Genomic DNA, 14,490 nt, shown 5'->3' with positions numbered 1-14,490 from the left:
CAACAGATGACCAAGCGCAGCACGTTCCGGCGCGCCGGACTCGCCGTCGTCCTGGCGGCGACCGGTGCGGCCGTCGTCCCCGCGGCCCAGGCCTCGGCCGCCGGGCCCACCGCCGCCGTCGAGCGGAGGGACGACTTCAACGGGGACGGCTACGCCGACCTCGCGGTGGCGGCGCCGGACGCGACCGTCGACGGGAAGACGAAGGCGGGTTTCGTGGCCGTGGTGTACGGCGGCGCGAGCGGGCTGAACACGGCGACCAGGCAGGTCTTCACCCAGAACGCCGCGGGCATCCCGGACGACGCCGAGGTGAACGACCGGTTCGGCGCCGCGGTGACCACGGCGGACCTCGACGGGGACGGGTACACCGACCTGGTCGTCGGCGTGCCCGGCGAGGACACCGTCCCGGGCGTCGACTCGGGGGCGGTGCAGGTCGTCTGGGGCGGCGCGCAGGGCCTGTCCGGCGGCGCCACGGTGGCGACCGGCGACTCGGCGTACGACGCGGTGGGCGACCGGGGCCGCCTGGCCGCCGGGGACTTCGACGGCGACGGCGTGACCGAGCTGGCGACCGTCGACGACAACTGGAAGCTGCTGCAGACCGAGGGCCCGTTCCGGCGGGACGGCTCGGCGGGCGGCGGGCAGCGGTTCGTCACGGACGACTCCGACCCCCGCTACCTGGACATGGCGGCGGGCGACGTCGACGGCGACGGCATCCTCGACCTGGTGGCGACCGCTCACCACGGCGACGAGTACGACGCCCGGCACATCAAGGTGTGGAAGGGCACCCCGGACGGGCTCGCCGCACCCGAGGTCGTGCTGAACACGCGGGGCCACGCGCTGCAGGGCGGGGAGTCCCTGGACCTGGGTGACGTCAACGGCGACGGCATCGACGACGTGGTCGTCGGCCGCCCGGTCGACGGCTACGACAGCGATGTCGACCTGCCGCTTGCCAACGGCGGCATGGTCACCTTCGTGCCGGGCACCGCGAACGGCCCCGACGGCACCAAGGCGCAGAGCCTCAACCAGGACAGCGCCGGCGTCCCCGGCGCCGCCGAGGCCGACGACGCCTTCGGCAGCGACGTCTCGGTCGCCGACGTCAACGGCGACGGCTACGCGGACGTCTCGGCGGGCGTCTTCGGCGAGGACTACGACGGTCTCACCCATGCGGGTTCCGTGGTCGTGCTGCGCGGCGGCGCGGGCGGCCTGACCGGCAGCGGTGCCGTGTCGTACAGCCAGGACACCGACGGCGTGCCGGGCGCCGCGGAGAGCGGTGACCAGTTCGGCCGGGCCACCCGCCTGCTCGACGCCAACGGTGACGGCCGCGCCGAACTGGCCGTGGGCGCGCCGGGCGAGAACACCGGCTCCGGTTCGGTGTGGGTCTTCCGGTCCACCTCCGCCGGGGTCACCCCGACCGGTTCGGTCACCTTCGGGCACGGCACCCTGGGCACGGTGGCCGCCAACGCCGGGCTGGGTTCCGGCTTCGCCCACTGACCACCTGGCTCATGACCCGTCGCGGCGAGGCGGCTCCGTCTCCCGCGGCGGGTTCCGTGTCCCCGCCTGTCTCCCATTTGTCATGCACGCGCTTCCTCGCGTTCAGCGCCCGGACCGACCGGACAGAGAGCTTCCGGAGTGTCCAACAGGCCGCTGTGGCAAGGGAGTTCCCGCGATGACCGGAGTGACCGCACCAGGACCCGTACCCGCCTCCCCCGACCGACGCCGCTTTCTGACCGCGGGCGCCGCCGTGCTCGGCGCCGCCGCCTCCGCGCAGCTGTGGCTGCCGGCCGCCGCGCGCGCCGCCGATTCCCCGCTGCCCGACGGTGTGTTCAGCCTCGGTGTCGCCTCCGGCGACCCGCTGCCCGACGGGGTGGTGCTGTGGACCCGGCTCGCCCCGGACCCGCTGAACGGCGGCGGCATGCCCGACCGGGCGGTGGCCGTGGAGTGGGAGATCGCCGAGGACGAGCGGTTCGCCAGACCCGCGCGCCGGGGCACCGCCCAGGCGCGGCCCGAGTACGGGCACAGCGTGCACGTGGACGTCCGCGGCCTGCGCCCGGGCCGCACGTACTGGTACCGCTTCCGGGCCGGCGGGCAGCTCTCGCCCACCGGCCGCACCCGTACCGCCCCGCACCGCCACAGCTCCGGCGGCTCCGTGCGGCTCGCCCTCGCCTCCTGCCAGAACTGGCAGCACGGCTGGTTCACGCCGTACGCCGACATGCTCGCCCAGGACCCCGACGTGGTCCTCTTCGTCGGCGACTACATCTACGAGTCGGTCCCGTCGGCGACGGCGCCGCGCCGCCACGAGGGCACCGGGGAGCCGTACACCCTGACCCAGTACCGCAACCGGTACGCCCAGTACCGCACCGACCCCGACCTCGCGGCCATGCACGCGGGCGCGCCCTGGGTCGTCACCTTCGACGACCACGAGGTCGACAACGACTTCGCCGGACAGATCCCGCAGGACCCCGACAAGCAGCCCCACGATGCCTTCGTGGCCCGGCTCACCGCGGCCTACCAGGCCTTCTACGAGCACATGCCGGTCCGCGCCACGGCGATCCCGGACGGCCCCCACATCCGCATGCACCGCCGCCTGGAGTTCGGCCGCCTCGCCCGGCTCAACGTGCTCGACACCCGGCAGTACCGCAGCGACCAGGCCACCAGCCAGGCCGGTGCCATGGACCCGTCGCTCACCATGCTCGGCGCCGCGCAGAAGCGCTGGCTGCTGGACTCCCTGCACCGCTCGCCGGCGCGCTGGAACCTCATCGCCTCGCAGATCATGATGGCCGAGACCGATCTGCTGGTCGGCGAGGGCAAGCAGTGGTTCTACGACGCCTGGGACGGCTACCAGGCCGAACGCAACGAGTTTCTGAAGGAGTTCCGCAGGGTGCGCAACCCGGTGGTGCTCACCGGCGACCGCCATCTGACGATGGTCAGCGACCTCAAGGAGGACTTCGTCGACCCGGACTCCGCGGTCGTCGGCGCCGAGTTCGTCGGCACCTCCATCTCCAGCAACGGCGACCAGGACCAGGCCGCCTTCCACCGCGAGTGGGACCCGAGGCTGCCGGACAACCCGCACTGGAAGCTGCTCGACGCACACCGCGGCTACCACCTCTTCGACGTGCGCCGCGACGGGATCGACGCCCAGGTGCGCGTCGTCGACACCGTGCGCCGGCCGCAGGCGACGCCGCGCACGCAGGCGAGGCTGCGGGTGGACGCCGGACGCCCCGGCGTCCACCTGGTCTGAGCCCCTTTCACCACCACCCGAGAACGCCCCGGGACCGTCGGTCCCGGGGCGTTGCGCGTTCGCTCCCGGAATCATTCCGACACCGAATTGCCGCGCAATCTTGATCTCGAATTCGGTGCCAAAGGGGCTGCCGGGGGAGCTGTTGTGAAGATCCGCGGCGGCGGCTGTGTACTTACTCACAGCACATTCGCGGCCCGTGGCCCCAGCTGCGGGAACCACTCGCCAATCACCATGCGTACAAGGTAAATGACAGGTTGCGCGCACATATGCGGCAGCGGTCGCTCACCTTGCATCGCGGTAACCACAAGTGGGAGCATTTCCAGGTTCCCAGTCGCCACAAGGTAGGTCACCTGTGTCCCAGCACATAGCCAAGCCCCGTACCACCGCAGTGATCCTGGCCGGTGGAACCGGTCAGCGTGTGGGTCTGTCGATCCCCAAGCAGCTGCTGAAGATCGCCGGCAAGGCAGTCATCGAGCACACCCTGACCACCTTCGAGAAGGCCGACTCCATCGACGACATCATCGTCCTGATGGCGCCGGGTTACGTGCCGGACGTCGAGAAGATCGTCGCGAAGGCCGGGTTCACCAAGGTATCGAAGATCATCGAGGGCGGCTCGACGCGGAACGAGACCACCGAGCGCGCCATCGCCGCGCTCGGCGAGGGCCTGGCCGAGGGCGAGGACCTGAACGTCCTCTTCCACGACGCCGTCCGCCCGCTGCTCTCCCAGCGCGTCATCGACGACTGCGTCGCCGCCCTGGAGCGGTACCAGGCGGTCGACGTCGCCATCCCGTCCGCGGACACCATCATCGTGACCCGCACCCACGGTGAGGACGGCGAGTTCATCACCGAGATCCCGGACCGCTCCCGGCTGCGCCGTGGCCAGACGCCGCAGGCCTTCAAGCTGTCCACCATCAAGCGGGCCTACGAGGTCGCGGCCGGCGACCCCAACTTCCAGGCCACGGACGACTGCTCGGTCGTGCTCAAGTACCTGCCGGACGTGCCGATCCACGTCGTCGCGGGCGACGAGTACAACATGAAGGTCACCCAGCCCGTCGACGTCTTCATCGCCGACAAGCTCTTCCAGCTCGCCTCCACCGCCGCGCCCGAGCAGAACGGCGAGGAGGCCTACCGCGAGCTGCTGACCGGCAAGACCGTCGTGATCTTCGGCGGCTCGTACGGCATCGGCAAGGACATCGCCGAACTCGCCGAGTCCTACGGCGCGACCGTCTACGCCCTCGGCCGCTCCACCACCGGCACCCACGTGGAGAACCCGGAGGAGGTCGACGACGCGCTGTCCAAGGCGTACGCCGAGACCGGCCGGATCGACTACGTCGTCAACACCGCCGGCGTGCTGCGCATCGGCAAGCTGGCCGAGACCGACAACGCCACCATCGAGGAGGCGCTGAAGGTCAACTACCTGGCCCCGGTGCAGATCGCCCGCTCCTCGTACAAGTACCTGGCCGAGACCAAGGGCCAGCTGCTGCTGTACACCTCCAGCAGCTACACCCGCGGCCGCGCCGAGTACAGCCTGTACTCCTCCACCAAGGCCGCCATGGTGAACCTCACCCAGGCGCTGTCCGACGAGTGGGCCGGCGACGGCATCCGCGTCAACTGCATCAACCCGGAGCGCACCGCGACGCCGATGCGCACCAAGGCCTTCGGCCAGGAGCCGGCGGGCAGCCTGCTCTCCTCCGAGGCCGTGGCCCGCACCTCGCTCGACGTGCTGCTGTCCGAGCTGACCGGCCATGTCATCGACGTGCGCCAGCAGGACCCGACGGCGGCCGCGGGCAGGGCCTCCGGCTTCGAGCAGGCGCTCGCCTCGGTCCTCGACCGCCAGAGTGGCATGTAACATTCATCAGTAAATAGGTGCGGAATTCAGGCCTCTGTGCGCTTCCCTTCGCGGAGCATTCACAGAGGCCTGTATCCGTAGTCGACAAAACCGGCATCCCCTCCCAGAGCAGGTTTTTCTCCGTGATTTCCACCGCTATACGCGTCGCCCGGGTGGGCAGCGCGGCCGAACTGGCCGCGGCGGTCCTGGTGCTGCTGGGTTTCCCGGCGCTCATGCTGGCCGCGCTCGTCCCGAGCGTCCCCGCCTTCGCGGCCGCGGCAGCCGTGACGTACCTGGCGGACCACTATCTGCACCGCAAGGGCAGCTACCTGATCAACCGCCTCAGCAAGGTGCGCGCGGGTCTGTCGATCCGCTTCCTGATCCGGCAGCTGCTGCTGATCCTGCTGCTGGCCCGGCTGTCGCTCTCGGACGACCTGATCTTCTACGGCGCGGTCGCCTGCTTCATCGCCTTCTACGGCCTCCAGGCCCCGCACGGCGCTCTGGTCACCCTGATCCGCAGCCGCCGCCGGATGCCGGTCGCCACCCGCAACGTCGACCTGAAGTCCCGCATCCGCATCCCGGACGCCCCGCCGCGCAGGCTGCTGCACCGCTCCGCGGAGAAGATGCTCCACCTCGACCTCGCCGCGGTCGTCGGCGTGCTGGTCGCCGCCGCCTTCGACGTGCCCGCCGCCGGGTTCGCCGGCGTCGGCCTCACCCTGCTGCTGGGCGTCGGCTACGTCCTCGTGCTCGCGCCGTACGTCCGCGGCCGCAAGATCCCGCCGCGCGCCGAGACCGTGCTCGCCGCCGTCGACGACTGGCTGCGCGAGTACCGCCCCGAGACGGTGCTGTACTTCTCCGGCTCCAAGGACTCCGCGTACCAGGTCAACATGTGGCTGGAGACCATGGAGAACCTGGACTCCAAGCCGCTGATCATCCTGCGCGAGCGGACCATCCTCGACCGCATGGCGCCCACCACGGTCCCCGTCATCTGCGTGCCCGGAGGGGTGCACCTGATGAACATGGACCTGTCCTCGGTGCGGGTCGCGCTGTACGCGGCGAACGTCGGCAAGAACATCCACATGCTGCGCGTGCCCACCATGAAGCACGTCTTCATCGGCCACGGCGACAGCGACAAGCTGGCCAGCGTCAACCCGTTCAGCAAGGTCTATGACGAGGTGTGGACCGCCGGCCGGGCCGGCCGCGACCGCTACGCCATCGCCGACGTCGGCGTCCGCGACGAGGACATCGTCGAGGTCGGCCGCCCGCAGCTGGCGCCGATCCAGCCCTGGCGGGGCGTCCCCGAGGGCCGCATCCCCACCGTGCTGTACGCGCCCACCTGGGAGGGCTGGGACGGCAACCCCGGCAACACCTCGATCGTGCTGGCCGGCGAGAACATCGTGAACCGGCTGATCACGGCCGACCCGCCGGTGCGCGTCCTGTACAAGCCGCACCCGTTCACCGGCACCGTCAGCAAGGACGCCAAGGCCGCCCACCAGCGCATCGCCGCCCTGGTCGAGAAGGCCGCCGCCGAGCGCGCCGCCGACCCGCGCTTCGCCGCCGACAGCGCCGCCCAGGCCGCCGCGAAGGCCGAGCTGGCCCGCATCGAGGCCCGCCTCGCCGAACTGACCGGCCGCGGCGGCGAGAAGCGCGACGAGGCCGAGGCGACCCGCGACGGCATGGTCGACGTGCCCACGTTCCAGGAGATCGCCCGGCTGCGCGCCGAGTGGAACGACGCCTACTGGCGGGCCTTCCCGAGCTGGGAGCACCGGGTCATCACCGGCGCCGAGCCGCGCCTGTACGACTGCTTCAACGTCTCCGACGCGATGGTCTCCGACATCTCGTCCGTGGTCTCCGACTTCATCGCCAGCGGCAAGCCGTACGCCGTCACGGACTCGGCGGAGGTGGGCGTCGAGGAGTTCAAGCGGCAGAACACCGCGGTGCGCGCCGCGGTGATCCTCTCCAACAGCGCGGCGGAGCTGGGCGAGCTGCTGGCCGCGGTGCGCGACCCGGCCGCCGACCCGCTGGCGGAGGACCGCAAGGAGCTGAAGCAGTACCTGCTGGGTCCGGACGAGCCCGCGTCCATCGTCCAGTTCAACACCGCGGTGGCGAACCTCGCGCTGAAGGCCGAGACGCGCAACCTCGGCCAGCAGACCCGTCTGCTCGCGGAGGCGGCGGTGCCCGGGCAGCGGGTGGCCACCAGCGGCGAGACGGACGGTGTGACGGCCGGCTGACACCGCCCGCCCGGTCGATTTCGGCCCCCGAGGGAATGCCCTCGGGGGCCGAACCCGTTCCCCCGTCACACTCGTACTGTGAGGTGTCTCACGAAAGGGTGAAGGTGGGACAACCGCTTGCCGCCGCCACCCGTCTATCAGGTAGCTAATAAGGAGATACGGGAGGAATTTCCCGTTGACGAGGGGGAAATGTGCCCGTGACGCAGCCTGATGTCAGCGTGATCATCGGGGCGTACGAAGCCATGCCGTACCTGGTCGAATGCCTCGCGTCGGTCGAGGCACAGACCATCGACCCGGCACGCATGGAGGTCATCGCGGTGGACGACGGCTCCACCGACGGCACGGGGGAGTGCCTGGAGGAGTTCGCCGCCCGCGCGCCCATGCCGGTCACCGTGATCCGCCAGGAGAACTCCGGCGGGCCCAGCGGCCCGCGCAACGTCGGCCTCGCCAAGGCGGCCGGACGGTACGTGTTCTTCCTGGACGCCGACGACCGGCTCGGCCCGGAGGCGCTGGAGCGGATGGTCGCCATGGCCGACCGCAACGGCACGGACGTGGTCCTCGGCCGCGTCGAGGGCATCAACCGCACGCCGCCGAAGTCGATGTGGGGCAAGACGCTGGAGCGCACCGACGTCTTCTCGTCCAACATCAAGTTCACGCTCAGCGCGCAGAAGCTGTTCCGGCGCGAGCTGCTGACCCGCCACGACATGCGGTTCGACGAGTCGCTGTGGACCGGTGAGGACGCCCTGTTCACCATGGAGGCGTACCTGCGGGCGAACGGCGTCTCCGTCCTCGCCGACTACACCTGCTACTACCTGGTGGGCCGCGAGGACGGCAAGCACGTCACCAAGACCGGCGGCTACACCCTGCGCTTCGACTCCGCCCGCGCGCTGATGAAGCTGATCGCGGACATGGTGCCGCCGGGCGAGCGCCGCGACACGCTGATGGTGCGGCCGTTCCTCATCACCCTGCTGCCGCAGTTCGGACCCAGGTTCCTCAAGGACGACGAGGAGACCCGGCGGCACAAGTTCGAGCTGGCCAAGCCGCTGATGGACGCCCACTGGACGGAGGGCGTCGCCCGCCGGCTGAAGGTCGAGGAGCGGCTGCGGCTGCACATGGTGGCCGAGCAGCGCCCCGATCTGCTGGTCGGCATGCTGGAGTTCCTCAAGTCCAAGAAGCAGGTCCCGGCCGTCCTGGAGAACAAGGGCCGCCGCGTCTACCTGGTCTACCCGTACTTCCGCGACCGCGGCGCCGGCCTGCCCGACTCGCTCTACCTCGCCGAGCCCCGCGAGGCCCGCGCCTTCCACGGCTACCGCGAACCCACCCCCACCGCCTCCCTGCTGCGCCGCGCCCTCCGCAAGGCCCGCCGCATGCTGCGGCGTTGACTCCGACTGGGTGGGAGCGGGGCGCCAGGCCGTTCGCCTCCTGCCCGCTCGGCCTCGCCGGTGCCCCGACGCAGCTCACATTCCACCCACGCATCGGGGACCTGCCGGGCAGGAGCTCGAAGTTCGACGAGGCTGCGCGCCGGTGGCCTTGCTCCGTGCCGGTGCCGCGCCTCCGACGGGGCACGCGAAGCGAAGAGGCGTTCCTTTCCGGCCCCTTCGCTGAATTTCGGTCATCTGACTACGGAATGAAAGATTCGATCAACTGTTCAGGTAAGTTCATGTCCACCTCACCGCATGGGCAACTTCCGCCTCATGGGAAACATGTCAGGGGGACATGGATGCGTAGCCGCAAAACCCGTCGGACTGTTGTACTCGCGGCACTCCTCGTACCGTTCATGGGAGCGCTGACACCCATGTCGGCTCAGGCTCACGAGTCACAAGGGGCCTTGACCGCGCCCTCCGTGAGCAGTGCTGACGGGACGGCAGAAACGCGGATCATCGGAGGAACCAAGCCCGAGTCCCGCGGGATGGCCGCTATATCGCTGGATGGGAATCCTCATTGCAGCGGGTCGATAATCGACAACTACTGGATTCTCACTGCCAAACACTGCGTCAGGGCCGACGGCGGCGACGGGGACAAGTACGCCTACAGCAGGCTCAAGGTACGTGTGAAGAGCGTTTACTCGGACAGTGGTGGAGGCGTTGTCGGCGTTTCCCTCACGAAGTCGCGGGACAGGCACGACCTGGCGCTGATCAAGCTCAACCGGTCGGCGAACGCGGAGCCCGTACGCATGGCCACGAAGCACTCCGCAGTCGGTGCGACCACCTATGTATTCGGCTACGGAACGAACTCCACCAGCGGCGCCAGTGATCACCGACTGCGCCGGGGAACCGAACGCGTCCTGGACAACTCTTTCCCGGGAATCCTGACCACGGCGATCGACGGAAAGCCGTGCCACGGGGACTCCGGTGGTCCGCTGTTCAAGCTGGTCGACGGAAAGCGGTACCAGATCGGCGTCGTCTCCAGGCTTCCGCAGGGCGACCCCCTGGACTGTTCGGCAGGGCGCACGGTCTACTCGTCCGTGCCCAACAGCCTGGACTGGATCAACGGAGTCATGCGGGACTTCTGACAGATCTCGCACGAGCAATGCCCGCTGGCCGATGCAGCGGGCATTGCTGCACCCGTCCGCGTACACGAAGGTTAGGTTCTGTCACTCTCATGCCGGTTCGCTCGCTGAAACACCTGGCCGTGCCCGCTCTCCTCGCCGGTGCCCTGCTTCTGCCCGGCATCCCAGCCACGGCGGCCGAGCAGGCGCCACCGATCAGTACGGGGGCGGTGTTCAACAACCCAAGAGGCACCACGGCACAGAAGAATGCGGTGAAGAACCACATCATCACCGCGATCAACAATACGCAGAGCGGTCGAATGATCCGGTCCGCGCTCTATGCGCTGAAGGATCAGGATTACACTGATGCGCTCATCGCGGCGGACCGTCGCGGAGTCGCCGTGCGGGTGGTCCTGGACGCGAAGTTCAAATCCTCAGCGGCTACGCAGAATTTGATCTCCGCGCTCGGCGCCGATAAGTCGAAGGACTCCTGGGTGCATGTCTGCACATCGGGAGCTGCCTGTATCGCCACGGGGCGAAGCAGCATGATCAACCACAACAAGTTCTTCACGTTCTCGCGGATCGGTGACGCAGGAGAAGCGGAGGACGTGGTGATCCAGACCTCCGCGAACCAGACCTCACTCAATACGGAGAAGTACTGGAACAATGCTTACACCGTCGTGGGCAACACGGCACTGTACACCGCGTATCGTGATTACTTCAACGACTTGGCGGCGATGAACAAGAACGCGAACTACTTCACCAGCGGAAAGGTGGGTAAAGAGAAGTACTACTTCTTCCCTCAGAAGTCCGGGGACATCGTGGTGAGTGTCCTGAACAACCTTTCATGTGGTGGGGGCGCCACAGTGCGGGTCGCGGCGTTCGCACTGCACCGGGATGCGGTGGCGCAAAAGCTGAGGTCGTTGGCCGACCAAGGGTGCTCCGTGCGCATCGTCTTCAATGACAGCAACGACGTCAGTAAACTTTCCGGGCACAGAAACATTGCTCTGCGCCAGCTGAGCACAGACGATGGCTACCTCGTTCACTCCAAGTATGTGCTGATCGAAGGTGACTACGCCGGGCACGCGAACACGAAGTGGACCTTTACCGGATCTCATAACCTCGATGAGTCATCGCTGCGCGATAACGACGAGGCGATGCTCAGGCTGGAGGGTGCGGGGCCACACGACGCCTTTCGCCAGAACTTTGAAAGTATGTTCGCTGTCGCGACTCCCGCCGGCTAGTCCCTCATGAGAACCGTGGGCTTGGTTCCCGGCCTGCGGAGGGCCTGTGGCACGCCCGAGATCGGTCGTGCCACGTTCGGCGCCGGTTCTTCGCCCTGTCGTCTCCCGGCGGTAAGCCGGGCGTGAGACTGCTGCGCACCACGCGCGTCCGCAGCGTGGACCAGTGGCGCGCAGTACGCCTCCTGTCCCGTAGATTGCCTGGTGGGCGACTGAACCTACGCGAGGGGACAGACAGCAAGGTGGCAGGGGCAAGGCAGGCCGTGCGCGAGGCCCGCAGGATCGTCGTCAAGGTGGGTTCCTCGTCGCTGACCACCGCCTCGGGCGGACTGGACGCCGACCGGGTGGACGCGCTCGTCGACGTCCTGGCGAAGATCCGCAGCGGAGGCGAGAAGGAGATCGTGCTGGTCTCCTCGGGCGCCATCGCCGCCGGACTCGCCCCGCTGGGGCTGCGCCGCCGCCCGAGGGACCTGGCCCGCCAGCAGGCCGCCGCCAGCGTCGGCCAGGGCCTCCTCGTGGCCCGCTACACCGCCTCCTTCGCCCGCTACGGCGTCCGCGTCGGCCAGGTGCTGCTCACCAGCGACGACATGAGCCGCCGGGCCCACCACCGCAACGCCTCCCGCACCCTCGACCAGCTCCTCGCGATGGGCGCGTTCCCGATCGTGAACGAGAACGACACGGTCGCCACCGACGAGATCCGCTTCGGCGACAACGACCGGCTCGCCGCCCTCGTCGCCCACCTCGTCCACGCCGACCTGCTCGTCCTGCTCTCCGACGTGGACGGCGTCTACGACGGCGACCCCGCCAGGCCCGGCACCTCGCGGATCGCGGAGGTGCGCGGCCCGCGGGACCTCGCGGACGTGGAGATCGGCAGCGCCGGCAAGGCCGGGGTCGGCACCGGCGGCATGGTCACCAAGGTCGAGGCCGCCCGGATCGCCGCCGCCGCGGGCATCCCCGTCGTGCTGACCAGCGCCGTCCACGCGGCCGACGCCCTCACCGGCCAGGACACCGGCACCTACTTCCACCCCACGGGCAAGCGCTCCGCCGACCGGCTGCTGTGGCTGCAGCACGCCTCGACCCCGCAGGGCGCGCTCACCCTGGACGACGGGGCGGTACGGGCCGTGGTGGAACGGCGCACCTCCCTGCTGCCGGCCGGCATCGCCGCCGTCGAGGGCGAGTTCAGCGCGGGCGACCCGGTCGAGCTGCGCGACGGCTCCGGGCGGGCGGTGGCGCGCGGACTGGTCAACTTCGACGCCAAGGAGATCCCCCGGCTGATCGGGCGCTCCACCCGCGAGCTGGCCCGCGAACTGGGCCCGGCGTACGAGCGCGAGGTGGTCCACCGCGACGACCTGGTGCTCCTGCACTCCTGACGGCACCGCACGGCCCGTGCGGCGAAATTCTGTCACCGCGTCCGCACAGAGCGTAAAGACATCCGTACGCGCGGCCGGAATGCGGTGAATCGTCCGCCTCGGGTGGTGGACGTTCCGCAAAAGTGCCACACGATCACTCGGGGACTGCTCAACTTTGTGTCGAGGGCGCAGTTCCGTCACGTGTGAAGGAGGCCGTCGTGAGACGAGTACGCCCTGGGGCGACGGCGCCCCGCGGTGGTGCCGGCTCCCGCTCGGCCGGTGCGGACCGGGCTGCGCTGACCAGCGTGGCCGCCGGGGACCGCTTCGAGGGCGAGGAGCCCGCCGACCTGCCCCGGCTGTGGCACGTCACCCTCAGCGTCTCCGGCGAGGCCGCCCCGCTGACCGAGGTCCGGCGGTCCCTGGAGCAGCTGGCCCACGACCACCCCTTCCTGCTGACCAGCCGCTACGCCGAGGACCACGCCGAGATCCGGTACTGGGAAGAGGCCCGCGACCTGCACGACGCGGCGGCCGTGGCGCTGCGCCTGTGGGGCGAGCACCGGCAGTCCGCCGGGCTGCCGCCCTGGGAGATCGTCGGCCTGGAGGTCATCGACCGGGCCACCTACCACCAGCGGCTCGCCGAGGGCTACGGACCGCCCCCGGCGAGCCCGGTCGGCGTTCACCCGTTCTGACCCCTTTGCCCGCGCCTCAGGGGCACTGCGGAACGCGTCTCAGGGGCGCGCAGGAACGCGTCTCAGGGTCGCTCCGAAACCGTCTCGGGGTGTGGAACGGGCGAGGAACGGGCCCGTCCGGCGCACTACCCTTCCCCCATGACCACGCTCTCGCCGTACGACTCGATGTCCCCGCTCACCCAGGCCGCCTACCGCGCCAAGGCCGCCGCCGCCGACCTCGCGCCGCTGCCGCGGTCCGTGAAGGACGACGCGCTGCTCGCCATCGCGGACGCGCTGGAGGTCCGGACGAGCGAGATCGTCGAGGCCAACGCCAAGGACGTGGCCAAGGCCCGGGAGAGCGGCACCAGCGAGGGCATGATCGACCGGCTCACCCTCACCCCGGAGCGGGTCCGCGCCATCGCCTCCGACGTGCGCGACGTGGCCGCGCTGCCCGACCCGGTCGGCGAGGTGGTGCGCGGCTCCACCCTGCCCAACGGCATCGACCTGCGCCAGATCCGGGTGCCGCTCGGCGTCGTCGGCATCATCTACGAGGGCCGCCCGAACGTGACGGTCGACGCCGCCGCCCTGTGCCTGAAGTCCGGCAACGCGGTGCTGCTGCGTGGCTCGTCCTCGGCGTACCAGTCGAACACCGCGCTGGTCCGCGTGCTGCGCGACGCCGTCGGCGGCGCCGGGCTGCCCGCCGACGCCGTCCAGCTCGTCCCCGGCGAGAGCCGCGACAGCGTGCGCGAGCTGATGCGCGCCCGCGGCCTGGTCGACGTGCTCATCCCGCGCGGCGGCGCCTCCCTGATCAACACGGTCGTCCAGGAGTCCGTCGTCCCGGTCATCGAGACCGGCACCGGCAACTGCCACGTCTACGTCGACGCGCAGGCCGACCTCGACATGGCCGTCGAGATCCTGATCAACTCCAAGGCCCAGCGGGTCGGCGTCTGCAACGCCGCCGAGACCCTGCTGGTCCACCAGGACATCGCCGCCGAGTTCCTGCCGCGCGCCCTGGACGCCCTCGCGGACGCCGGGGTCACCGTGCACGCCGACGAGCGGGTGATGGCGTACGCCAAGGACTCCAGGGCGACGGTGGTCGAGGCCACGCCGGAGGACTGGGAGACCGAGTACCTGTCGTACGACATCGCCGCGGCGGTCGTCGACTCGCTCGACAAGGCCGTGGAGCACATCCGGCTGTGGACCTCCGGCCACACCGAGGCCATCGTCACCACCTCGCAGCAGGCCGCCCGCCGGTTCACCCAGCTGGTCGACTCCACCACCGTCGCCGTGAACGCCTCCACCCGGTTCACCGACGGCGGCCAGTTCGGCTTCGGCGCCGAGATCGGCATCTCCACGCAGAAGCTGCACGCCCGCGGCCCGATGGGCCTGCCCGAGCTGACCAGCACGAAATACATCGTCACCGGCGACGGGCACGTGCGGCGCTGAGGCG

10 protein-coding genes are annotated in these 14,490 nt (G+C 69.9%); all 10 read left to right on the top strand.

Annotated features, from left to right (window positions below):
• Positions 1-6: 6 nt before the first annotated feature.
• The 10 genes from G7Z13_RS11745 to G7Z13_RS11700 all read left to right on the top strand — a co-directional run bounded on the left by G7Z13_RS11745 (position 7) and on the right by G7Z13_RS11700 (position 14,486).
• Positions 7-1,488, top strand: a complete 1,482-nt coding sequence (locus G7Z13_RS11745) for an FG-GAP-like repeat-containing protein (RefSeq protein WP_165998515.1) — start codon at positions 7-9, stop codon at positions 1,486-1,488.
• Positions 1,489-1,663: 175 nt separating this feature from the next.
• Positions 1,664-3,235 (top strand): alkaline phosphatase D family protein, encoded by a 1,572-nt coding sequence (locus G7Z13_RS11740; RefSeq protein ID WP_165998513.1) that lies wholly within the window; start codon positions 1,664-1,666, stop codon positions 3,233-3,235.
• A 352-nt stretch (positions 3,236-3,587) separates the two neighbouring features.
• Positions 3,588-5,084 carry a bifunctional cytidylyltransferase/SDR family oxidoreductase gene (locus G7Z13_RS11735; RefSeq protein WP_165998512.1) on the top strand — a complete coding sequence of 499 codons (1,497 nt, stop codon included), beginning with the start codon at positions 3,588-3,590 and terminating at the stop codon, positions 5,082-5,084.
• Positions 5,085-5,206: 122 nt separating this feature from the next.
• A complete protein-coding gene (locus tag G7Z13_RS11730; protein ID WP_240926185.1) occupies positions 5,207-7,294 on the top strand; it encodes a hypothetical protein in 2,088 nt (695 codons plus the stop codon).
• 191 nt (positions 7,295-7,485) lie between these two features.
• Entirely contained in the window at positions 7,486-8,676 is a 1,191-nt protein-coding gene (locus G7Z13_RS11725) for a glycosyltransferase (RefSeq protein WP_165998510.1), read from the top strand.
• Positions 8,677-9,137: 461 nt separating this feature from the next.
• Entirely contained in the window at positions 9,138-9,806 is a 669-nt protein-coding gene (locus tag G7Z13_RS11720; RefSeq protein ID WP_165998508.1) for a trypsin-like serine protease, read from the top strand.
• Positions 9,807-9,895: 89 nt separating this feature from the next.
• Positions 9,896-11,026: a phospholipase D-like domain-containing protein gene (locus G7Z13_RS11715; RefSeq protein ID WP_165998506.1), complete on the top strand. Its 1,131-nt coding sequence runs from the start codon at positions 9,896-9,898 to the stop codon at positions 11,024-11,026.
• A gap of 260 nt (positions 11,027-11,286) precedes the next feature.
• Positions 11,287-12,393, top strand: a complete 1,107-nt coding sequence (gene proB / locus G7Z13_RS11710; RefSeq protein ID WP_166004865.1) for a glutamate 5-kinase — start codon at positions 11,287-11,289, stop codon at positions 12,391-12,393.
• A 197-nt stretch (positions 12,394-12,590) separates the two neighbouring features.
• Positions 12,591-13,061, top strand: a complete 471-nt coding sequence (locus G7Z13_RS11705; RefSeq protein ID WP_165998505.1) for a hypothetical protein — start codon at positions 12,591-12,593, stop codon at positions 13,059-13,061.
• A 138-nt stretch (positions 13,062-13,199) separates the two neighbouring features.
• Complete coding sequence (locus tag G7Z13_RS11700) at positions 13,200-14,486, top strand: glutamate-5-semialdehyde dehydrogenase (RefSeq protein WP_165998503.1); 1,287 nt, start codon at positions 13,200-13,202, stop codon at positions 14,484-14,486.
• Positions 14,487-14,490: the final 4 nt, after the last annotated feature.

The organism is Streptomyces sp. JB150, assembly GCF_011193355.1.
Taxonomy (GTDB): Bacteria; Actinomycetota; Actinomycetes; order Streptomycetales; family Streptomycetaceae; genus Streptomyces.
This window is presented reverse-complemented; position numbering and strand designations above follow the sequence as displayed.

What these genes read in the sequence shown, in the direction of transcription:
- G7Z13_RS11740 (WP_165998513.1), top strand. Translation starts at nt 1,664, where the DNA reads ATGACCGGAGTGACCGCACCAGGACCCGTACCCGCCTCCCCCGACCGA.
- G7Z13_RS11715 (WP_165998506.1), top strand. Translation starts at nt 9,896, where the DNA reads ATGCCGGTTCGCTCGCTGAAACACCTGGCCGTGCCCGCTCTCCTCGCC.
- G7Z13_RS11745 (WP_165998515.1), top strand. Translation starts at nt 7, where the DNA reads ATGACCAAGCGCAGCACGTTCCGGCGCGCCGGACTCGCCGTCGTCCTG.
- G7Z13_RS11700 (WP_165998503.1), top strand. Translation starts at nt 13,200, where the DNA reads ATGACCACGCTCTCGCCGTACGACTCGATGTCCCCGCTCACCCAGGCC.